Genomic DNA, 20,960 nt, shown 5'->3' on the forward strand with positions numbered 1-20,960 from the left:
CGGTCGGGCAGGCTTTAGCCGTGACGACGCATGGCGATTCCGCCACCCGTTCCGGCGCGCCCGCCGTCGCAGCCCGCACCGGACCCGCCACCGGGGACGACCTGCCCGCTGCCGGCGGGGAGGACCTGCCCGCCGCGCTCGCCGGCCTGCGGGCCGCGATCGAGGCGGCCCGATTCCCGTTGGTCCTGCCCTCGGCCGAGCCGGCCCGGCGGACCGCCGCCGGGCTCACCCACCAGCTCGACGACTACCTGCTGCCCCGGCTCGCCCGGCTCGACGCCCCGCTGCTGGTGGTCGTCGGCGGCTCCACCGGTGCCGGCAAGTCGACACTCGTCAACAGCCTGGTCCAGGCGCGGGTGAGCGCCGCCGGGGTGCTGCGTCCCACCACCCGCTCCCCGGTCCTGGTCTGCAACCCGGCCGACTCGGCCTGGTTCCGGCAGGGGGAGCTGCTGCCCGGCCTCACCCGTACCACCGAGCCGAGCGAACAGCCCGGCACCCTGCAGCTGGTCACCGCCCCGGCGCTCCCGGCCGGGCTGGCCTTCCTCGACGCGCCGGACATCGACTCCGTGGTCGACGCCAACCGGGCGCTCGCCGGGCAGCTGCTGGCCGCGGCCGATCTCTGGCTCTTCGTCACCACCGCCGCCCGGTACGCCGACGCCGTGCCGTGGGAGCTGCTGCGCAGCGCCCGGGCTCGGGGCACGGCGATCGCCATGGTCCTCGACCGGGTGCCCCCGGAGGCGGCCGACGAGATCGCCGCCCACCTGTCGGAGATGCTCGCCGAGCAGGGTCTGGGCGCGGCTCCGCTCTTCGTCCTGCCGGAGACCTGGGTCGACGGGCAGGGGCTGCTCCCCGACAAGGTCACCGCCCCGCTGAGCGCCTGGTTCGCCCGGCTTGCGGCGGACGCGGAGGCCCGCTCGGCTGTGGTGCGGCAGACCCTGGCCGGCGCGATCGCCGCCCTGCACCCCACCATGGACGCGCTGGCCGACGCCGCCGACGAGCAGGTGGCCGCCGCCGACACGCTGGACGAGCGGGTCCGGGCGGCGTACCGGGGGGCGGAGCGGACGGTCGACCAGGGGCTCAAGGACGGTCGGCTGCTCCGCGGTGAGGTGCTGGCCCGCTGGCAGGAGTTCGTCGGCACCGGCGAGTTCTTCCGGTCGCTGGAGGCCCGGGTCGGCCGGCTGCGGGACCGGGTGGTCGCCGCGGTCACCGGCCGTCCCGCCCCCGCCGCCGAACTGCGTACCGCGATCGAGTCCCAGCTCGTCACCCTGCTGCGCGGGGTGGCCGCCGAGGCGGCGGAGAACGCGTACACCGGGTGGAGGGCGCACCCGGCCGGGGCGGCGCTGCTCGAGCCGGAGCTGGCCCACGCCTCGGCCGACCTCGCCGAACGCGCCGAACGGCTGGTCCGCGACTGGCAGCGCGGGGTGCTGGAGCTGGTCCGGGCCGAGGGCGGCGACCGCCGCTTCGTGGCCCGCACCGCCGCGTACGCGGTCAACGCGACCGGCTTGGCCGTCATGATCGGGGTGTTCGCCTCCACCGCCTTCATCCCGACCGGGCTGGAGGTGGCCACCGGGGCCGGCACCGCGGTCGCCGGGCAGACGGTCCTCCAGGCGATCTTCGGCGACCAGGCGGTACGGAACCTGGCCGGCAAGGCCCGGCTGGACCTGATCGACCGGGTGAACCGGCTGCTGGCCGAGGAGGCCGAGCGATTCCTCGCCCGGACCGGCGCCGCCCGCCCGGCCGCCGAGACCGGTGGGACGCTGCGGCGGGCGGCCGCCGACGTGGAGAAGGCCCGGCACCGCAGCGGCCTCACCGACCCGGACGGTCCGCCGCTGCCCGCCGCCGGCCAGGACGGTGACCGATGAGCAACGTCGTCGGCCGGCTGCGGGAGGCGTTCCGGGGCGAGCAGCGGCCGGACCCCGACGCCCTGATCGCCCGCCTCCAGGCGGTCCAGCGCTTCCTCACCGCCACCGACGGCCTGGTGCCGGACGCCGAACTGGTGCCCGCGCACACCGTGGTCGAACGGGCCGGGACCCGGCTCGCCCTCTCCGGGCACCACACCGTCGTCGCGCTGGCCGGGGCGACCGGCAGCGGCAAGTCGAGCCTGTTCAACGCCCTCGCCCGGCTGGACCTGTCGCCGGTGGGCGTCCGCCGGCCCACCACTGGGGTGGCGCACGCCTGCGTCTGGGGGCCGCTGGACGGCGCGTCCCGGCTGCTCGACTGGATCGGGGTGCTGCCGCGGCACCGGTTCGTCCGGGAGAGCGCCCTCGACGGCGACGACGAGTCCGGCCTGCACGGACTGGTCCTGCTGGACCTGCCCGACTTCGACTCGGTGCAGCGGACCCACCGGCTGGAGGTGGACCGGCTGCTCGGCCTGGTCGATCTGGTGGTCTGGGTGGTCGACCCGCAGAAGTACGCCGACCGCGTGATCCACACCAGCTACCTGCGCGAGTTCCACCGGCACAAGGACGTGACGGTGGTGGTGCTCAACCAGGTCGACCGGCTGCCCCCGACCGAGCTGCCCAAGGTCCTCGGCGACCTGCGCCGGCTGCTGGACGCCGACGGGCTGGCGGGGGTGCCGCTGCTGCCCACCGTGGCGGTGGACCCGGCCGGGCTGGACGACCTCCGCGTCGAGCTGGAGCGTACGGTCGCCGGGCGGCAGGCTGCCCTGCGCCGGCTGACCGGGGACGTGGACATCGTGGTGGACGGGCTGGAGCCGCTGGTCGGCCCGGAGCCGCCGCGCACCGGGCCGGGCGACGCGTCGGCGCAGGAGCTGACCTCGGCACTGGCCAGGACGGCCGGAGTGCCGACCGTGGCCGAGGCGGTCGAGGCGGCGTACCGGCACCGGGCCGGGGGCTCGACCGGCTGGCCGCTGGTGCGGGGCTGGCGCAAGCTCCGGCCGGACCCGCTGCGCCGGCTGCACCTGCCCGGCGGGGATCCCGACGCGCCGGCGGAGAGCCTGGTCGCGGCGACCTCCGTACCCGATCCGACCGCCGCCCAGCGCTCGGCCCTCAACCTGGCCATCCGTGCGGTGGCCGACCGCTCCGCCGCCGACCTGCCAGCACCCTGGCCGACCACGGTGACCACCGCGGCCCGGTCCCGGCTGACCGACCTGCCGGACGCGCTGGACCACGCGGTCGCCGCCACCGACCTGGGCATGGCCAGCCGGCCGGCCTGGTGGCGGGTGGTCGGCGGGCTCCAGTGGCTGGTCACCCTCGCGGCGGCGGCCGGGCTGGCCTGGCTCGCGCTCGGCTACGCGCTGCGCGCGCTCGGCCTGCCCGCGCTGAATCACCCGCGGCTCGGCGAGGTGCCCTGGCCGACGGTGCTGCTGCTCGGCGGCCTGCTGGCCGGGCTGCTGGTGGCCGCGCTGACCCGGCCGCTGATCCGCTGGGCGGCGCGCCGCGCCCGGCAGCGGGCCGAGCAGCGGCTGCTGACCTCGGTGGGCAGCGTCGGCGAGCAGTACGTGCTGAACCCGGTCTGGGCGGTGCTGGCCCGCTACGCCGAGGCCCGGGAGGCGCTGCGCGAGGCCGCCCGGCGCTGACCGGTGTTCCGGCCGGCCCAGGGGCGTAGGGTCGGGGCATGGCCACGCCACAGACCCCCTACGAGGCGGTACTGCACGCCGCCCGCGACGTGACGAGGCTCGACTCCGCCCTCGACGCGGAGATGCTCGGCGCCGCCCTGCTGGGCAGCGTCTACGCCGTCGCGGAGACCGACCGGGAGACCGCCGTCCGAGAGTTCGTCACCGGATTCCTCGCCGCCACCGCCCGCCGCCGCAGCGCGGCCGCGACCACCATCCGCGCCGTCTTCGCCGCGCTGGTCCCGGACGCCGAGGGCGCCGCCCGGGTCCGCCCCGGCGCGTACGCCCCGGACTGGGCGGCCCAGCTCGGCCGGGTGCACCTCACCGGCACCTGGGCGTACGGGGACGTGTACGGCGACCAGACCTCCTACCTGGCCACCTTCGCGTACGACGACGTCGAGGGTGGGCCGGAGCACGCCATGGTCGCGCTGGTCGACCACAACATCGGCATCACCAAGGACGTCTTCGTCGGCGGTCCCGCCGGCCGGATCGTCGAGCAGGCCCGCGAGATCTGCACCGAGGACGAGTTCACCTGGTTCCGTACCGAGGACGCGGCCCGGATGCACGCGGAGGTGAGCCGCCACCTGGCGATCACCGACCAGCTCGGCGAGCTGCCCGGCCAGGGCTCGCTGGCCACCGACCGGGCGCTGGTCGGCGCGCGGCTGGCGGTGCTGCCCGGCCCGGCCGGGGCGCCGGACGCCGAGGTGGCCACGCCGGCCACCGAGGCGGAACGGACCCGGCTGGTCCGGGGCTTCCTCGGCTCCCCCGAGGCCGCCCGGTTCGGCTTGGACGCGGCGACCGACGCGGAGCTGCCCTCGCTGCACTTCTGCCTGGGCCTGCTGCTCGACCACGCGGCCAGCTTTCCGGACGCCGACCCGATGCGGTGGAGCCCGACGGTCGCCGAACTGTTGCTGCTGGACTGGGTGCACCGACGGGCCGTGCTGGACATGGACGACGCGGCGATGCTGCCTCGGGTGCTGCGCGGCTGGACGGCGTACGCGTCCCGCCAGCGGGGGCTTCCGGTTGCGGCGGCCCGCCGGACGGACGAGGCGATCGAGGAGATGGTTCCGGAGTTCGCCCGCCTCTACAGCACCGGCGAGCGGCGCAGCCCGGCCACGGCGGCCGTCGCCCAGCTCATGGCGGACGGCGTCGACCCCGACGATCCGGCCGCCCTGGACGCCTGGATCGAGGCCAACCGGCACCGACTCACCGACGACCCGGCCTGACCGGGCGGGCTCCCGCCCCGGCCGCGATCCACTCAGGCCCGGGCGTCGGTGTCCGTACCCGGGGACTCCGTCGGGGCGGCGGGGACCGGCGCGATCTGCGGGGACGGGCTGGGCACGGCCACCGGCGCGGCCGGCGGCCGAGGACGCGGCGCGGGAGCCGGGACGGGCCGTGGGATGCGGTGGCCGGGGAGCGGGTACGGCGTACCCGGCCGGTGGCGCAGTTCCGCCGCGCTGGGGCTGGGGTCGGGGTCGACGGTCGGGCCGGCGGTCGGCGTGGGCGACTCCGTCGGGGACGCGCTGGTCGGCGACGGGGAGGCGTCGGACGAGCCGGTGGCGGTGGGTTCCGGGCTCCCGCTGGGCGACGGATTCGCGGTGGCCGACGGGTCGCCGACCGGGCCGGAGAACGTGCTGGTCGGTTCGGCCGTGGCGGTGGGCGTCGGGCTCGGGGTGGCCGACGGCGAGGGCGAGGGGACCGGTGGGGTCCGGGTGGGCCCGGGAGTGGGCCGCGATGGGGGTACGGCGGGCCGGGGCCGCCCCGCCGGCCCGAGATCGGAGTCGTCCGGCAGCGCTGGCGCGGCCGGTACCAGCGGCGGCGCCGCCACGGGCAGGCTGGTGGCGGTCGAGCCGGGCGTAGGTGTCCGGGTGGACAGGACGGCGGGCTGACTCGCGCTGGGCAGCGCGACCACCACCGGCCCGACCGAGGGGGTCGGGATGAACGGAGTGCCGCTGTCCGGTAGGGCGCTGTTGCCGACCGTGGCCGAGCCGGCGCTGAACGCCGCGAGGATCGGCATGGACGCGGTGCCGGCGAGCAGCGCGACGGTGAACAGATAGCCCCGGCTGGGCGCACCGGTGCCGGGCGCGCGGTGCGCCCCGACCACTCGCCGGTAGGCGGCGCCGGGGACCGTACGGTGGCGGCCGAGCAGCGGCGTACCCGGATCATCTGCTGGCTCGGACACCGGCACACTCCTCGTACGTCGACACGCTGGCAAACCCGACGGAAGGTACCAAGCAGCGAAGCGGACAAAGGCCGTTTAACACCCAGCGGGACATCAGTCAGCTTGGACCAGTGACCCTCAGTTCACCAGCCACCACAGCGTGTCGACACACGTTTTGTCCGTCGATGTGCGTGCCTTGAGCCGACAAAACCCCCATCCGTCGTGAACCAGACCGAACGTCACCGGCAGGGGAGGCCATACTGTGGGACCGCTCACCTCCTCTGCAATCATTCAGGCACGACGGCAGTGCAGCCGCTACCTCCGCGTACCCCGCGGCTGGGTGCGGAACGGCGCCGGCGCTCCCGGGCCGGGTCCCCCCAATGATCCGGCTCACGCCGCGCGGCAACCCTCACCGGGGCTAGGCGCGGCCGCCAGGGACCGACCCGGCACCAGCCGGATCGGGCGCATGATGTGCGCGGCACGGGTCACCCCCCGGCGCCGGCGCAGACCAGACAGGGAGAGACCGATGGCAAAGGGCGACCCCGGGGCCGCCGCCCGCAGTAGGCGGGCCGCACCCCGTTCCAAGCGTGCCGCCGCAGCCGGCGAGCCGGAACTCGTACAGTTGCTCACACCCGAGGGCGAGCGGATCGAGAGCGCGCTCGGCCCGGACGGGACCGAGTACCGCGTGGACTTCACCGACGAGGAGTACCGCGGGCTCTACCGCGACCTCGTGCTGGTGCGCAAGCTCGACGCCGAGGCCACGGCGCTGCAGCGCCAGGGTGAGCTGGGCCTCTGGGCCAGCCTGCTGGGGCAGGAGGCGGCGCAGGTCGGCTCCGGCCGGGCGCTGCGCCCGCAGGACATGGCCTTCCCGACCTACCGGGAGCACGGCGTCCTCTACTGCCGGGGCATCGACCCGATCATGCCGCTCGGCCTGTTCCGCGGCGTCGACCAGGGCGGCTGGGACCCGAACGAGTTCAAGTTCAACATGTACACGATCGTGATCGGGGCGCAGACCCTGCACGCGACCGGGTACGCTATGGGCGTCGCGATGGACGGCAAGACCGGCGGCGACGACGGCGAGGCGGTGATCGCCTACTTCGGTGACGGCGCCACCAGCCAGGGTGACGTCAACGAGTCCTTCGTCTGGGCCAGTGTCTTCAACGCCCCCCTGGTCTTCTTCTGCCAGAACAACCAGTACGCCATCTCGGAGCCGCTGGAGCGGCAGACCCGCGTCCCGCTGTACCGGCGGGCGGGCGGCTTCGGCTTCCCCGGCGTCCGGGTGGACGGCAACGACGTACTCGCCTCGTACGCGGTGACCCGGCACGCGCTGGACAACGCGCGGCACGGCCAGGGCCCGAGCCTGATCGAGGCGTACACCTACCGGATGGGGGCGCACACCACCTCCGACGACCCGACCCGCTACCGCATCGCCAGCGAGGTCGAGGCCTGGCAGGCCAAGGACCCGATCGCCCGGATGAAGGCCTTCCTGACCAAGCAGCAGATCGTCGACGAGTCGTTCTTCGCCGAGGTCGACGAGCAGGCCCGGGCCGAGTCGGTGCACCTGCGCGAGCGGGTGCTCGCCATGCCCGACCCGGAGCCGGTGACCATGTTCGACCACGTCTACCCCAACGGGTCCCCCGAGCTCGACGAGCAGCGGACCCAGTTCAGCAAGTACCTGGAGTCGTTCGAGGGGAGCGCGCACTGATGGCCACGGAGACGCTCACCCTCGGCAAGGCCCTCAACACCGGTCTGCGCAAGGCCCTGGAGAACGACCCCAAGGTCGTCATCATGGGCGAGGACGTCGGCAAGCTCGGCGGCGTCTTCCGGATCACCGACGGCCTGCAGAAGGACTTCGGCGACCAGCGGGTGATCGACACCCCGCTCGCCGAGTCCGGCATCATCGGCACCGCGGTCGGCCTGGCCATCCGCGGCTTCCGGCCGGTCTGCGAGATCCAGTTCGACGGCTTCGTCTACCCCGCGTACGACCAGATCGTGTCGCAGGTGGCGAAGATGCACTACCGCTCGCAGGGCAAGGTCCGGATCCCGATGGTCATCCGAATCCCGTACGGCGGCGGCATCGGCGCGGTGGAGCACCACTCCGAGTCGCCCGAGGCGTACTTCGCGCACACCGCCGGCCTCAAGGTGGTGACCTGCGCGAACCCGCAGGACGGGTACACCATGATCCAGCAGGCGATCGCCTCGGACGACCCGATCGTGTTCCTGGAGCCGAAGCGGCGCTACTGGGAGAAGGGTCCGGTCGAGCTGGACGGCCCGCTCGTCGACGCGTACCCGCTGCACTCCTCGCGGATCGCCCGGCCGGGCACCGACGCCACCGTGCTGGCGTACGGCCCGATGGTGCGCACCGCGCTGGACGCCGCCACCGCCGCCGCCGAGGACGGCCGGGAGCTGGAGGTCATCGACCTGCGCTCGCTCTCCCCACTGGACCTGACCGCCGCGTACGAGTCGGTGCGGCGCACCGGCCGTTGCGTGGTCGTCCACGAGGCCCCGGGCAACCTGGGCCTCGGCTCGGAGATCGCGGCCCGGATCACCGAGGAGTGCTTCTACTCCCTGGAGTCCCCGGTGCTGCGAGTGACCGGCTTCGACACCCCCTACCCGGCCGCCCGGGTGGAGGAGGAGTACCTGCCCGACCTCGACCGGGTGCTCGACGCCGTCGACCGCACCTTCGGCTGGTGAGCGGCATGTCGCGGATCAAGGAGTTCAACCTCCCCGACCTGGGTGAGGGCCTGACCGAGGGCGAGATCCTCGCCTGGCTGGTCAAGGTGGGCGACGTCATCGAGCTGAACCAGCCGATCGTCGAGGTGGAGACCGCCAAGGCGGCGGTCGAGATCCCGGCGAAGTGGGCCGGCCAGGTGCAGGCGATCTTCCACCCGGAGGGGGCCACCGTCGAGGTGGGCACGCCGATCATCGCGATCGACACCGATCCGGGTGCCGGCCCGATCGAGCAGGCGACGGACGCCCTGCCCGCCCCGTCGGCCGCCTCGCTGGCCGCCGTGGAGATCGCGCCCGAGGAGGGCATGGTCGAGCCGGGCCTGATCGGCGGGGTCGCCCCCGGCGGGCGGACCGCCGTGCTGGTCGGCTACGGCCCGCGGACCACCGCGGCCAAGCGCCGGCCGCGCAAGGGCGTGGTGCCGACCCAGGCCGCCGCCGTGCCGGCCCAGGCCACGCCAGCTCCCGCGCCCGTCGCGCCGGTGTCGCCCGCACCGGCGGTGAACGGCGACGGCCGGGCCGACGGTCCGGTGCTGGCCAAGCCGCCGGTCCGCAAGCTCGCCAAGGACCTCGGCGTCGACCTCGCCGGGCTGACCGGTTCGGGCCCGCTGGGCTCGATCACCCGGGAGGACGTACAGCGGGCGGCGAGCGGGACGCCGGCGGCGGCCGAGCCGCTGACGGTCACGGCGCCGGCCACGGCGGCCGCGAGCTTCGGCGCGGACCGCGAGCAGCGCATCCCGGTCAAGGGGGTACGCAAGCTCACCGCCGAGAACATGTCCCGCTCGGCGTTCACCGCCCCGCACGTCACGGAGTTCCTGACCGTGGACGTGACCCGGGCGATGAAGGCCCTGGACCGGCTCCGCGAGCGGCGCGAGTGGCGTGAGGTTCGCGTCTCGCCGCTGCTGCTGGTCGCCAAGGCGGTGCTCCTCGCGGTCAAGCGGCACCCGATGGTCAACTCGACCTGGGCCGGCGACGAGATCGTGGTCAAGGAGTACGTCAACCTGGGCATCGCGGCGGCCACCGAGCGCGGCCTGATCGTGCCGAACATCAAGGACGCCGGCCGGCTCTCGCTGCGCGAGCTGGCGGACGCGATGACCGCGCTGGTCCAGACGGCCAAGGCGGGGAAGACCTCCCCGGCCGACATGTCCGGCGGCACGCTGACCATCACCAACGTCGGCGTCTTCGGCGTCGACACCGGTACGCCGATCCTGCCCCCGGGCGAGTCGGCGATCCTCGCCTTCGGCGCGGTCCGGGAGATGCCGTGGGTGCACAAGGGCAAGGTGAAGCCACGCCTGGTCACCACCCTGGGGCTCTCCTTCGACCACCGGATCATCGACGGTGAGCTGGGCTCGAAGTTCCTCCGCGACGTCGGGGACTTCCTCGCCGATCCGGAGGCGGCGCTGCTCGCCTGGACCTGACGATTCCACCGCTCCGGCGACGGCCGGTGTGCCACGGGTGAACGCCCGGCACACCGGCCGTTTCCAATGGGCGACGAAATCTTCGGCCCGACAAGCCATCCAACCTACGATCCTTAGGTGCGTGGTTCAACTCACCTAATAATCGATGGAAGTTGGCGGCGTTCTGCGGTTCAATAGAAGACATCAAGGGGCTGACAACCGAATAGCCAGGAGGAGAGACCCAAGATGAGCATGATCGAGCGAATCCGTAGCCGCCGCGACGCCAACCGCCGTGCCCGCGCCATCGAGCACGCCCTGCGTTCCGCCAACTCCCCCGCGGTCCGCGAGGAGCTCCTCGCCATCGCCCAGCGTCACATGAGCTGACGCCCTCTACTTTTCTCACCTCCTCCAGTTCGAAGACCCGCCCGGTCACCCGGGCGGGTCTTCGGCGTTTCACGGCGATTGACACCGGGATTCCACCTCGCCGCACCGCCCGGTACGGTTGGGCTCGGTCGCCACCCGCCGACCCCCGGACCGATCGCGACGAGAGAAAACCAGTCGCCAGCGTCCGGTGACCGCGAGTGACGGCTGGTGCTCCCCCGGGCGCCTCCAGGCGGCCACCCGATACGGTGCGGGGAGCCCGCACGGCCGGTACCCGCCGGCACCGCCGGCGACATGCCGAACGGTCCCGATCGGCATCGGTGGCCGACATGTGATGGAGGAGGCGCACCCATGACGTCCGAGGCCCCGCACCGCCCTGGCCAGGAGCCGGGCGAGGTGTCGCCGGGCGCCGGCGGACCGGCGCCGTACGGCGACCGCCCGACCCAGCAGGACAACGGGTACTCCGGCGCTCCCGACCTCGGCTGGGCCCCGCCCCCGCCGGCTGGTCGGCCCGCCCAACCGGCCCCCGCCTGGGCGGCTCAGGACGACCAGCCGCCCGCCTGGGCACCCCAGGGCGGGCAGCCCACCAACCGGGGCTCCGCCCAGGTACCGGCGTCCGCCGAGCCGGGCGCGTGGGGCGGTGCCGCCCAGCCCGCCTGGGCCGCACCCGAGCAGAACCCCCCGGCCTGGGCCACCCCGGCAGCCCCGTCCGGCGAGTCGGCACCCCCCGCCTGGGGCGCCCCGGCCGCGCAGGACGCGCCAGCCTGGGCCGCCGCCCCGGCCCCGCAGGGCGAGCAGCCCGCCTGGGCCCAGGCCGGCGAGTCGGCCGCCCGTGGTTCCGCCCAGGTGCCCGCCCCCGCCACCACGCCGCACGAGGCGTGGGCCACCCCCGCCGGGCATCAGCAGGACGACCCGAGCCGCTCCGGCGGCTGGAACGCCCCAGATCCACAGCAGGACGACAACCCGGGCCACGCCGGGGACTGGCCGGCCGCCGCGCCGCCGCCCGACCGCTCGGGCGGTTGGTCCATGGGGGCCGCCGCCCAGCAGCACGACGACCCGAACCGGTCCGGCGGCTGGAGTGCCTCGCAGCAGGACGAGCAGCCGGCCTGGGGCGCCGCGCCGGCCGAGCCGACCGACCGCGCGGCCGCCAAGGTGCCCGTACCGGGACAGGGCGACAACGCCTGGACCACGCCGGACGACCCCGCCCGGTCGGGTGGCTGGGACGCCGGTGCGCACGACGGCTCCGCCCGCTCCGGTGGTTGGGAGGCCGACCCGGCCGGCCCGCGGGACGAGGACCCGGATGGCTCCGGCGGCTGGGCCGCTGGCCGGGCCGCCGACGCCTCGCAGCCCGCCTGGGGCACCTCGGACGAGCAGCGCCCCGCGTGGGGTGAGGCCGCGGCTGGCCCGCAGGACGAGCCGGCGCAGCCCGGCTGGGCCGGCGCCCCGACCTCTGGCGACGGGCCGGCGGCATCGGCCCGGGCCAGCGCCGCCGTGCCCGCCCCGGACACCCCGCCCGCCTGGGGCGGCAATCAGGACAACCCGGCCCAATGGACGCCGCAGCGCCAGGCCATCCCCGATGCCGAGCCGTGGGCGCCCGGCGCGGCGTGGGGCCAGGCCGCCGAGACCGAGCCGGCCGAGTCGCCGTCGAACGGCTGGGAGCCGAACCGCGCCGAGGAGGCACCGCTCTACCAGGCGGCTCCGGGCCCCGGCATCTCGCCGGCGAACGCCGTACCGCTGCCGCCGCAGGAGCACCGGGTACCGGGGGCCGCCCTGGCCGCCTCACCGCCCGCCGACTACGCGCCGTCGGGCCAGTTCGGCCCGGCCGCCGAGTCGGCCGACCCGCAGGGGTACGAGCCGGAGCGGGCCGCCTGGGGAGCGCCCGGGCCGTCCCACGAGGAGCCGCAGTCGCCGGCCGGGCCGGCGGTGCCCGCGCCGCGTATTTCCCCGGAGTCCGGAGCCGTCTCGGCCAGCGCGTCGGTGCCGATGGCCAGCCGGGCGGCGCCGCCGCTTGATCAGCCGCTGCACGAGACCGGCGCGCCGGCCCCGCAGCCCCGCGTGTACGGCCGCCCGATCCGCCCCGAGGCCGAGGAGGGCCCGGGGCAGGACGCCCCGAACGGCTTCCCGGAGCAGGGGCCGCGCTTCGACGAGCACGGCCCGTACTCCCGGATGGACGAGCCGGAGCGACCGAACGGCTTCGCTGAGGTCCCCCCGGTGCCGTCGGCCCCGCCGTCGTCGCCCGCCGGTCCGCCGCCCTTCCCGCCCGGCGTGCCGTCCTTCATGGACCCGGTCGGCAACAACCGCCCGGCCAACGGGGTGCACCCGCACAGTGACGAGCCTGCCGGCGACCCGTTCGGCGCCCCCGGTGACCCCTTCGGCGGCCCCGGCGGCCAGCGCGACCCGTTCGGCGGCCCCGGACCATTCGCCGGAGCGGGTACGCAGCACGACCAGTTCGGCGGACCCGGCGGGCAGCACGACCCGTTCGGCGGACCCGGCGGGCAGCACGACCCGTTCGGCGGACCCGGCGGGCACCCCGACCCGTTCGGCGGACCCGGCGGGCACCCCGACCCGTTCGGCGGACCGGGCGCGCAGCACGACCCGTTCGGCGGACCGGGCGCGCAGCACGACCCGTTCGGCGGACCGCCCGGCGGTCGCGCCGCCGTCGCCGGACCTCGTCAGGGGCCGGGTGAGCCGGGACCGGGTGGCTTCCCGCCCGCGTTCCCGCCGCCGCCCCAGCAGGCCCCGCCGCCGTGGCAGCAGGGTCCGGGCGGCGACCCGGACCAGGGCCGCTTCGACGCGTTCAAGCCGGAGGCGGAGCCGAAGACCGAGGCGCCCACCCCCAAGGTGCGCAACGGCCGGGTGCTGGCCGCGGTGCTGGTCGCGGCGGTGGCGATCCTCGCCATCCCGCTCGGCCTGCTCGCCCTGCTCGGCAAGCTCGGCGGCGACGACGGCAAGCCGCAGCCGTTCAACCCGGCCGTCGGCTCCTGCATCAAGCAGTCCGGCGAGACCGCGGCGCCCGCCGACTGCGGCGAGCCGGGCGCGTTCACGGTCGTGTCGAGGGTGGACAACAAGGACAAGTGCGCCGACCCGACGCAGCCCACCGTGACGCTCAAGAACGAGTCGAACCCGGTGCTCTGCCTCAAGCCGGCCGGCAAGTAACCGCCCCGGCCGAGGGGCTTCTGCCACGAAAGAGTGGCTGTCCAGCGCTGGACAGCCACTCTTTCCGTGTATCTGCTTGTGTCGCGTACGCCTCTCCATCGCCCCGTCCCGGGTAGTCGGCCGCCGGGGTGCGGCACGATGGGGTCATGAGCGCACGCGTACGCGCCCCTGAACTGCGGGGTCGGGCCTGGCTGAACACCGGCGGCAGGGCGGTCACCCTGGCCGATCTGCGCGGCAAGATCGTCCTGCTGGACTTCTGGACCTTCTGCTGCATCAACTGCCTGCACGTGCTCGACGAGCTACGCCCCCTGGAAGAGCGCTACGGGGACGTGCTGGTCGTGATCGGCGTGCACTCGCCCAAGTTCGAGCACGAGAAGGACGCGGACGCCCTGGCGGCGGCCGTCGAGCGGTACGGGGTGCACCACCCGGTGCTCGACGACCCCGAGCTGGACATGTGGCAGCAGTACGCGGCGAAGGCCTGGCCGACCCTGGCGGTGGTCGACCCCGAGGGCTACGTGGTCGCCACCATGGCCGGCGAGGGGCACGCCGAAGGGCTGGCCAAGCTGATCGACGAGCTGATCGCCACGCACGAGGCGAAGGGCACCCTGCACCGGGGCGAGGGCCCGTACGTCCCGCCCGCCGAGCCGGAGACCGCGCTGCGTTTCCCCGGCAAGGCCGTGGTGCTCGACGGTGGGCACCTGCTGGTCTCCGACTCGGCCCGGCACTCCCTGGTCGAGCTGGCTCCGGACGGCGAGAAGGTGGTCCGGCGGATCGGGTCGGGCACCCGGGGCCACGCCGACGGCCCGGCCGAAAGCGCCGCCTTCTCCGAACCCCAGGGGCTCTGCCTGCTCCCCGCGCACGTGGCCGAGGTCGCCGGGTACGACGTGGTGGTCGCGGACACGGTCAACCACCTGCTGCGCGGCGTGCGGCTCGACACCGGCGAGGTGGTCACGGTCGCCGGCACCGGCCGGCAGTGGCGGTCGACGGTCGACGACCACGCGCACGACGCGACCTCCGCCGACCTCTCCTCCCCCTGGGACGTCGCCTGGTACGACGACAGAGTCGTGGTCGCCATGGCGGGCATCCACCAGCTCTGGTGGTTCGACCCGATCAAGCGGACCGCCGGCGTGTACGCCGGGACCACGGTCGAGGCGCTGCGCGACGGGCCGCTGCCGGACGTCTGGATGGCCCAGCCCTCCGGCCTCTCCGTCTCGGCCGACGGCAGCCGGCTCTGGATCGCTGACAGCGAGACCAGCGCCCTGCGGTACGTCGAGGACGGGGCGATGCACACGGCGGTGGGCCAGGGCCTCTTCGACTTCGGGCACGTGGACGGGCCCGCCGAGCGGGCGCTGTTGCAGCATCCGCTGGGGGTGTGCGCGCTGCCCGACGGTTCGGTGCTGATCGCCGACACGTACAACGGCGCGGTGCGCCGCTTCGACCCGGCGAGCGACCAGGTCGGCACGGTGGCGGACGGGTTGGCCGAGCCGAGCGACCTGGTGCTCACCGCCGAGGGCGAGGTGCTGGTGGTCGAATCGGCCGCGCACCGGCTCACCCGGCTGGCCCCGGGCGCGCTCACCGCGGCCGGCGCGCGCACCGTGGACGGCCCCCGGCACAAGCTGGAACGGAAGCCGACCGACGTGGCGGCGGGCGAGCTGACCCTGGACGTGATCTTCACGCCCGCGCCGGGCCAGAAGCTGGACGAGACGTACGGGCCGTCGACCCGGCTGGTGGTCTCGGCCTCCCCGCCGGAGCTGCTGGTCGAGGGGGCGGGGACGACCACCGACCTGTCCCGCCGCCTGGTGATCGACGGCACGGTGCCGCAGGGCGTGCTTCAGGTGACCGCCCAGGCGGCCACCTGCGACGCCGACGTCGAACACGCCGCCTGCCACCTGACCAGGCAGGACTGGGGCGTCCCGATCCGCGTGGTCTCCGGCGGCGCCACCCGCCTCCCCCTGATCCTCCGCGGCATGGACGAGGGCTGAGCGCACCCAGGTGTTAAAAGGGGGCCCTTCCTCTACCGCAGGCGTTAAGAAGGGGCCCCTCCTTTCAGCCGAACGGAGTCAGGCTCACGCCGGCGTCGATGAGGGCGGCCCGGACCAGCTCGGCGGCGCGTACCGCGCCGGGGCTGTCGCCGTGCAGGCAGATCGACTCGACCTGGCACGGGACGACGCTGCCGTCGACCGCAACGACGGTCCGCTCGGTGGCCATCCGCACGGCCCGGTTGGCCACCTCGTCCGGGTCGGGGACCAGCGCGTTGCCGGCGGTACGCGGCACCAGCTGCCCGTTGGGCAGGTAGTTCCGGTCGGCGAAGCCCTCGGCCACCACCCGCAGTCCGGCGCCGACGGCCAGCTGGGCGAGCACCGAACCGGGCGGGCAGAGCAGCGGCAGCTCGTGGTCGTAGCCGCTGACGGCGGCGACCAGCGCGGCGGCCTGGGCCTCGTCGCAGGCGGCGGCGTGGTAGAGCGCGCCGTGCGGCTTGACGTAGCGGACCCGGGTGCGGAACAGCCGGCAGAACGCGTCGAGCGCACCGATCTGGTAGATCGTCTCGTCGCGGAGCTCGGCGAAGTCGTACGCGATGTGCCGCCGGCCGAAGCCGGCGAGGTCCCGGTAGCCGACCTGGGCGCCGACGGCGACCCCCCGCCCGGCGGCCGCCGCGCATACCCGGTGCATGGTGGACGGGTCGCCGCCGTGGAAACCGCAGGCGACGTTGGCGGAGGTGACCAGCTCCAGCAGCGCCTCGTCGTCGCCGAGCCGCCAGATGCCGAATCCCTCGCCGAGGTCAGCGTTGAGGTCCATGGAACGTCACCGTAGTCCCTGGCCGGGCCTGCGCGAGCGGGGTCACGTCGTCCACCACGCCGATGACGGGGTATCCGCCGGTGGTCGGATGGTCGGCCAGGAAGATCAACGGTTGGCCGTCCGGCGGCACCTGCACCGCACCGAGGACGAGGCCCTCGCTGGGCAGCTCACTGGCCACCGCGCGGGGCAGGGCCGCGCCGACCAGTCGCGCGCCTACCCGGTTGCTCAGCGGGCTGATCGCGTACGGGGTGTGGAGCATCAGGTCGAGGGCGGTGTCGCCGAACCAGTCGTGCCGGGGGCCGAGCCGGAGGGCCAGCCGCAGCTCGGCGGGGACGGGCGGGGTGACGGTGAGGTCCACCGGGGCGGGGTGGCCGACGGGTACGCCGAGCGGCAGCCGGTCGCCGTCGCGGAGCGGGGGCGGCCCGAGGCCGGCGAGGGTGTCGGTGGCACGGCTGCCGAGCACCGGCTCGACCGCGATCCCGCCGGACACCGCCAGCCAGTTCCGCAGCCCGGCGCTGGCCGGCCCGATCCGCAGCACCGCCCCAGCCGGCAGGGAGAGCGGTCGCCCCACGTCCCCCGGCCGGTGCTCGACCGGCCGGCCGCCGCTGGGCGGTGCCGGGTCGATCGGCGGGTCGATCGGCGGGTCGATGGTGTTGGCGTGGGCGACCGGCGGCCGCTCGATCCGGACGTCCACCTCGGCGCCGGTGAGCGCCACCGTGACGGACCGGGGGAAGCGCAGGTCGCAGCCGGTCAGGGTGATCTCCAGGCCGGCGGCGGTCTCCGGGTTGCCGACGAGCCGGTTGGCCAGGCGCAGCGCGGCCGGATCGAGCGCGCCGGAGCGGGGGACGCCGAGGTGGGCGTACCCGGGTCGGCCCTGGTCCTGCACGGTGGTGAGGGCACCGGCCCGGACCACCTCGATCATGGGGTCACCAGCCGGACCCGGGTGCCGGGGGCCAGCCGGGCCGGCGGGTCGGCGTGCACGTCGAAGAGGACCAGGTCGGTGCGCCCGACCAACAGCCAGCCGCCGGGCGAGGCGCTCGGGTAGATCCCGGCGTACGGGCCGGCCAGGGCGACCGACCCGGCCGGCACCCGGGTACGCGGGGTGGCGAGCCGGGGGACCGCCAGCTCGGCGGGCAGCCCGGTCAGGTACGCGAACCCGGGCGCGAACCCGCAGAACGCCACCCGGAACTCGGTGCGCCGCAGCCGGTCGACCACCGCCGGCACGTCGACACCCCAGTGCCCGGCGACGGCGGGCAGGTCGTCCCCGTCGTACACGGTGGGCACCTCGACCTCGGCGGTGGCGGCCGGGTCGGTGCCGCTTCGCGGGGTCCAGCCGACGATCCGGGCCGCGGCCGCCTGCGGGTCCGGTACGCCGTCGAGCAGCACGGTGGCCGCGGCCGGGACGATCTCGACGGCGCTCAGCTCGCCGGCGTCCCGGCGGCGCCAGAGTTCGGCACGCCAGGCCTGGACCTGATCGGGGTCGTCGCAGTCGAGCAGCAGGGCGTGCGCGCCGACGGGTCGGATCCGCATCCCGCCATAGTGGCGGATCGAGGCGCCGGCCAGGGTCGTTCGACCGGTCGGTGGGCGTGACACTGCGCACTACCTGTAAGTAACCTACGGTGCCGTAACCTATTGGCGTGACCACCTCCGCTCCGCTTCGGCTGAAGCCGGTCGACATCGGTAAACCCCGGATGCGCGGCTGGCTGCACGCCTACGCCTTCTTCGTCGCGCTCGTCTGCGGCATCGTGCTCTGCTCGATCGCGGCCGCCCGCCCCGGCTGGGCGCCCCTGGTCAGCTGCCTGATCTACAGCCTGACCGTGTGCGGTCTCTTCGGCACCAGCGCCCTCTACCACCGGCGGGTCTGGTCCGAGCGGGGCTACCAGATCATGCGCCGGATGGACCATTCGATGATCTTCGTGTTCATCGCCGGCACGTACACACCGTTCTGCGCGCTGCTGCTCGAGGCCCGGCCGGCCGAACTGATGCTCGGCCTGGTCTGGGGCGGGGCGCTGGCCGGGGTGGCGCTGAAGCTGATCTGGCCGCATGCGCCGCGCTGGGTCTCCGCACCGCTGTACCTGGCGCTCGGCTGGGTGGCGGTGGCGATGCTGCCCCAGATCCTGCACGCCGGCGGGGTCACCGCCCTGGTGCTGCTGATCGTCGGCGGTGCCATCTACAGCGTCGGCGCGGTCTTCTACGCGCTGCGCAAGCCGAACCCGTGGCCGAACGTCTTCGGGCACCACGAGTTCTTCCACGCCTGCACCCTGCTCGCGGCGATCTGTCACCACATCGCGATCTACTTCGCACTCTTCGCCTGACCGGCGGGAACGCGTTCGAGGGCCCCGCGCCGTTGCGGGGCCCTCGACGTCGGTTCGGGGTGGATCAGGCCGGGTAACCCGGACGGCGCACCTCGCGGTACTCCTCGCGCACGACCCGGTCGTCCTGCACCGGCACCGTCGGCTGGGTGACGACCCGCTCGCGCACCGGGGTCGCGACGACCGTACGGCGACGGCTGTTCCAGAAGTACATGGTGAGGAACAGTCCGACGACGCCGACGAGCATGAGCACCCAGCCCACGACGTTGAGGTCGAGCCAACCCAGGTTGGCGTCGATGGCGAACGCGAAGATCGCGCCCAGCGCGATCAGGAAAATACTGGCACCGATGCCCATGACGTCGCCTCCTTGGCGTTCTGCTGGCGTTTCCTACCCGCCACGGCCATGGCTGAGGTAGCGGCATCCATCGACTTACCCAGGCGCTCGGATCGCCAATCAGGCAAGCTGTCGGCATGACGGACGGCAGGAACCAGGAGCGGACGCTGGTGCTGCTTCGGCACGCCAAGACCGAACAGCTCCGGGGCGAGGGCCCGGACGCCGAGCGCCCGTTGACCGCCCGGGGGCGCGCCGATGCCGCCGCGGCCGGCGCGTGGCTGGCCCGGCACGCCCTCCTTCCGGACGTGGTGCTCTGCTCCACCGCGCGCCGCGCGCGGCAGACCTGGCACGGGCTGGCGATGGGCATGACGGGATCCCCGCCGGAGGGGGGACCGACGGGGCCGACACCGGTGGTGCGCTACGAGCCGACCGCGTACGAGGCGCAGCCGGAGGAGTTGCTGAAGCTGGTCCGGGCGGTCGCGCCGGACACCGGCACGGTACTGCTGGTCGCCCACAATCCGGGCATCTCGCTGCTCTCGGCGCTGTTGGATCCGCAGCGGGCGGATCCGGACGGACTGCGGACCACCGACCTGGTGGTGCACCGCCCGACCACCCGGTGGGCGGCGCTGGCCCCCGGCGGAGCTCCGATCACCGCCCGGCACACCGCGCGGGGCTGAGGTACAAGGAGGGGCCCCCGGTTAACGCCTGCGGTAGCGGAGGGGCCCCTTTTTGACACGCCGTCTCGGTCACCCCGCCGTCAGGACGGCGGGGCGGTGGGCGGCGGCGGGTCGGGCGGTGGGGGCATCATCGCGGTCGGGTGGGAGAGCCGGTTCTCCTCCACGATCAGCGTACGTGCCCGCTTGCGCCGGTCCTGCCAGAACCAGAGCGTGGTGAGCAGGACGGCCAGCCCGGCCAGGATGAACACCCAGCCGACCGCGCGCAGGTCGATCCACCAGACGTTGGCCCGGATCGCAAAGGTCATGATCGCGCCGAGCGCGATGAGAAAGATGGCGCTGCCAATGCCCATGTGCGCTGCACTCCCTCGTGCGTTGGCCGTTGGGCGTGCCCTGTCGTGGTCCGCGACGGTTACCCGTCACGCCGCCGACCTACCCGGCCCGTCCCGCCAATTCCCCGGACTCCACCCCCAGTTGCGGCACATTGCGCTATCGGACCGCCGGGGCACCGCCACCTGCCGCAACCCACGCACGGTACGCGGTCCGGGGTAACGACGGAGCGGCCGGCGAGTTGTTGCTCGCCGGCCGCTCCCGGTCAGTCTCGAACCGGTCGGATCACCCCACAAGAGGTCAGAAGGCCTCCTCCGGAAGGTCCATGATCTCGACGTCGGCGCCCTCGATGATCCGTCGGTCGGCGCCGATCCGCGGCAGCACCTCGCGGGCGAAGAACCGGGCCGCGGCCACCTTGCCGGTGTAGAACGCCTTGTCGGCGGTGGAGACCTCGCCTGCCAGGGCCTTCAGCGCCACGTCCGCCTGCTTCTGCAGCAGCCAGCCGACCACCAGGTCACCGACCGCCAGCAGGAACCGCCGGCTGCTCAGGCCTACCTTGTAGAGGGCGCGGGCGTCGCCGGCCTGGGCCTCGCCCAGCCAGCCGGTCAGCACGCCGAGGATGTTCTGGATCTCGGCCAGCGCCTTGCCGAGCGCCTGCCGCTCCTCCTTGAGCTGGCCGTTGCCGGCCTCGGAGGTGATGAACTCCTGGATCTCGCCGGCGACCGCCATCAGGGCCTTGCCGTTGTCCCGGACGATCTTCCGGAAGATCAGGTCCAAGCTCTGGATCGCCGTGGTGCCCTCGTACAGGGTGTCGATCTTGGCGTCCCGGACGTACTGCTCGACGGGATAGTCCTGGAGGAATCCGGAGCCGCCGAAGGTCTGCAGCGACTCGTGGCCGAGCAGCTCGTACGCCCGCTCCGAGCCGACGCCCTTGACCAGCGGAAGGAGCAGATCGTTCACCCGCTTGGCCAGCTTGGTGGCCTTCTCGTCGCCGGCCGCCTCGGCGACGGCGACCTTGTCCTGCCAACTGGCGGTGTAGCAGACCAGCGCCCGCAGGCCCTCGGCGTACGACTTCTGCATGAGCAGCGAACGGCGCACGTCCGGGTGGTGGGTGATGGTCA

The 20,960-nt window shown here is 74.4% G+C and carries 18 protein-coding genes; 11 read left to right on the plus strand and 7 right to left on the minus strand.

Annotation, left to right across the window (positions count from 1 at the left end; genetic code table 11):
• Positions 1–20 precede the first annotated feature (20 nt).
• Genes ONA70_RS09005 through ONA70_RS09015 form a run of 3 tightly spaced genes read left to right on the plus strand, consistent with a single transcriptional unit; the run spans position 21 to position 4,797 of the window.
• The gene (locus ONA70_RS09005) at positions 21–1,859 is read left to right on the plus strand and encodes an ABC transporter (protein ID WP_265005889.1); all 1,839 of its coding nucleotides are present in this window, start codon (positions 21–23) and stop codon (positions 1,857–1,859) included.
• A complete protein-coding gene (locus ONA70_RS09010; protein WP_265005890.1) occupies positions 1,856–3,535 on the plus strand; it encodes a GTPase in 1,680 nt (559 codons plus the stop codon). The genes ONA70_RS09005 and ONA70_RS09010 overlap by 4 nt, the downstream gene beginning before the upstream one ends.
• Before the next feature lie 38 nt (positions 3,536–3,573).
• On the plus strand, positions 3,574–4,797 hold the full coding sequence (locus tag ONA70_RS09015; RefSeq protein WP_265005891.1) for a hypothetical protein: 1,224 nt from the start codon (positions 3,574–3,576) through the stop codon (positions 4,795–4,797).
• A gap of 32 nt (positions 4,798–4,829) precedes the next feature.
• Here the strand turns inward: ONA70_RS09015 and ONA70_RS09020 are convergent, their stop codons facing one another.
• Positions 4,830–5,753, minus strand: a complete 924-nt coding sequence (locus tag ONA70_RS09020) for a hypothetical protein (RefSeq protein ID WP_265005892.1) — start codon at positions 5,751–5,753, stop codon at positions 4,830–4,832.
• Positions 5,754–6,258: 505 nt separating this feature from the next.
• Between ONA70_RS09020 and pdhA the strand changes: the two genes are divergently transcribed.
• The 6 genes from pdhA (at position 6,259) to ONA70_RS09050 (ending at position 15,375) form a co-directional block, all read left to right on the plus strand.
• On the plus strand, positions 6,259–7,437 hold the full coding sequence (pdhA, locus tag ONA70_RS09025) for a pyruvate dehydrogenase (acetyl-transferring) E1 component subunit alpha (RefSeq protein ID WP_265005893.1): 1,179 nt from the start codon (positions 6,259–6,261) through the stop codon (positions 7,435–7,437).
• The gene (locus ONA70_RS09030) at positions 7,437–8,426 is read left to right on the plus strand and encodes an alpha-ketoacid dehydrogenase subunit beta (RefSeq protein WP_265005894.1); all 990 of its coding nucleotides are present in this window, start codon (positions 7,437–7,439) and stop codon (positions 8,424–8,426) included. Before pdhA ends, ONA70_RS09030 begins: the two co-directional genes overlap by 1 nt.
• 5 nt (positions 8,427–8,431) lie before the next feature.
• On the plus strand, positions 8,432–9,877 hold the full coding sequence (locus ONA70_RS09035) for a dihydrolipoamide acetyltransferase family protein (protein WP_265005906.1): 1,446 nt from the start codon (positions 8,432–8,434) through the stop codon (positions 9,875–9,877).
• 225 nt (positions 9,878–10,102) lie between these two features.
• A complete protein-coding gene (locus ONA70_RS09040) occupies positions 10,103–10,240 on the plus strand; it encodes a hypothetical protein (RefSeq protein WP_199737156.1) in 138 nt (45 codons plus the stop codon).
• Positions 10,241–10,588: 348 nt separating this feature from the next.
• Positions 10,589–13,393, plus strand: coding sequence for an LppU/SCO3897 family protein (locus ONA70_RS09045; protein ID WP_265005895.1), 2,805 nt, complete (start codon positions 10,589–10,591; stop codon positions 13,391–13,393).
• A gap of 146 nt (positions 13,394–13,539) precedes the next feature.
• Positions 13,540–15,375, plus strand: a complete 1,836-nt coding sequence (locus ONA70_RS09050; RefSeq protein ID WP_265005896.1) for an NHL domain-containing thioredoxin family protein — start codon at positions 13,540–13,542, stop codon at positions 15,373–15,375.
• 64 nt (positions 15,376–15,439) lie between these two features.
• Here the strand turns inward: ONA70_RS09050 and ONA70_RS09055 are convergent, their stop codons facing one another.
• The 3 genes from ONA70_RS09055 to ONA70_RS09065 are packed head-to-tail and all read right to left on the minus strand — an operon-like array spanning position 15,440 to position 17,719.
• The gene (locus ONA70_RS09055; protein ID WP_265005897.1) at positions 15,440–16,189 is read right to left on the minus strand and encodes a LamB/YcsF family protein; all 750 of its coding nucleotides are present in this window, start codon (positions 16,187–16,189) and stop codon (positions 15,440–15,442) included.
• Positions 16,173–17,111 carry a 5-oxoprolinase subunit C family protein gene (locus ONA70_RS09060; RefSeq protein WP_265005898.1) on the minus strand — a complete coding sequence of 313 codons (939 nt, stop codon included), beginning with the start codon at positions 17,109–17,111 and terminating at the stop codon, positions 16,173–16,175. The genes ONA70_RS09055 and ONA70_RS09060 overlap by 17 nt, the downstream gene beginning before the upstream one ends.
• Positions 17,108–17,719 (minus strand): 5-oxoprolinase subunit B family protein, encoded by a 612-nt coding sequence (locus ONA70_RS09065; protein ID WP_265005899.1) that lies wholly within the window; start codon positions 17,717–17,719, stop codon positions 17,108–17,110. Before ONA70_RS09065 ends, ONA70_RS09060 begins: the two co-directional genes overlap by 4 nt.
• 107 nt (positions 17,720–17,826) lie before the next feature.
• Here ONA70_RS09065 and trhA point away from each other — a divergent pair, with 107 nt between their 5' ends.
• The gene (gene trhA, locus ONA70_RS09070; protein ID WP_265005900.1) at positions 17,827–18,504 is read left to right on the plus strand and encodes a PAQR family membrane homeostasis protein TrhA; all 678 of its coding nucleotides are present in this window, start codon (positions 17,827–17,829) and stop codon (positions 18,502–18,504) included.
• Between the two features lie 64 nt (positions 18,505–18,568).
• Here trhA and ONA70_RS09075 read toward each other — a convergent pair whose 3' ends face one another.
• Positions 18,569–18,856, minus strand: coding sequence for a DUF6458 family protein (locus ONA70_RS09075; RefSeq protein ID WP_265005901.1), 288 nt, complete (start codon positions 18,854–18,856; stop codon positions 18,569–18,571).
• A 116-nt stretch (positions 18,857–18,972) separates the two neighbouring features.
• Here ONA70_RS09075 and ONA70_RS09080 point away from each other — a divergent pair, with 116 nt between their 5' ends.
• Entirely contained in the window at positions 18,973–19,512 is a 540-nt protein-coding gene (locus tag ONA70_RS09080) for a SixA phosphatase family protein (protein WP_265005902.1), read from the plus strand.
• An 80-nt stretch (positions 19,513–19,592) separates the two neighbouring features.
• On the opposite strand, the gene ONA70_RS09085 is transcribed toward ONA70_RS09080, so the two are convergent.
• Positions 19,593–19,862, minus strand: a complete 270-nt coding sequence (locus ONA70_RS09085; RefSeq protein ID WP_088969138.1) for a DUF6458 family protein — start codon at positions 19,860–19,862, stop codon at positions 19,593–19,595.
• A gap of 277 nt (positions 19,863–20,139) precedes the next feature.
• Positions 20,140–20,960 (minus strand): acyl-CoA dehydrogenase (locus tag ONA70_RS09090; protein WP_265005903.1); only part of this gene is annotated, 821 nt, incomplete at its 5' end.

Origin of the sequence: Micromonospora yasonensis (genome assembly GCF_026013475.1) — a bacterium.
GTDB lineage: Bacteria > Actinomycetota > Actinomycetes > Mycobacteriales > Micromonosporaceae > Micromonospora > Micromonospora yasonensis.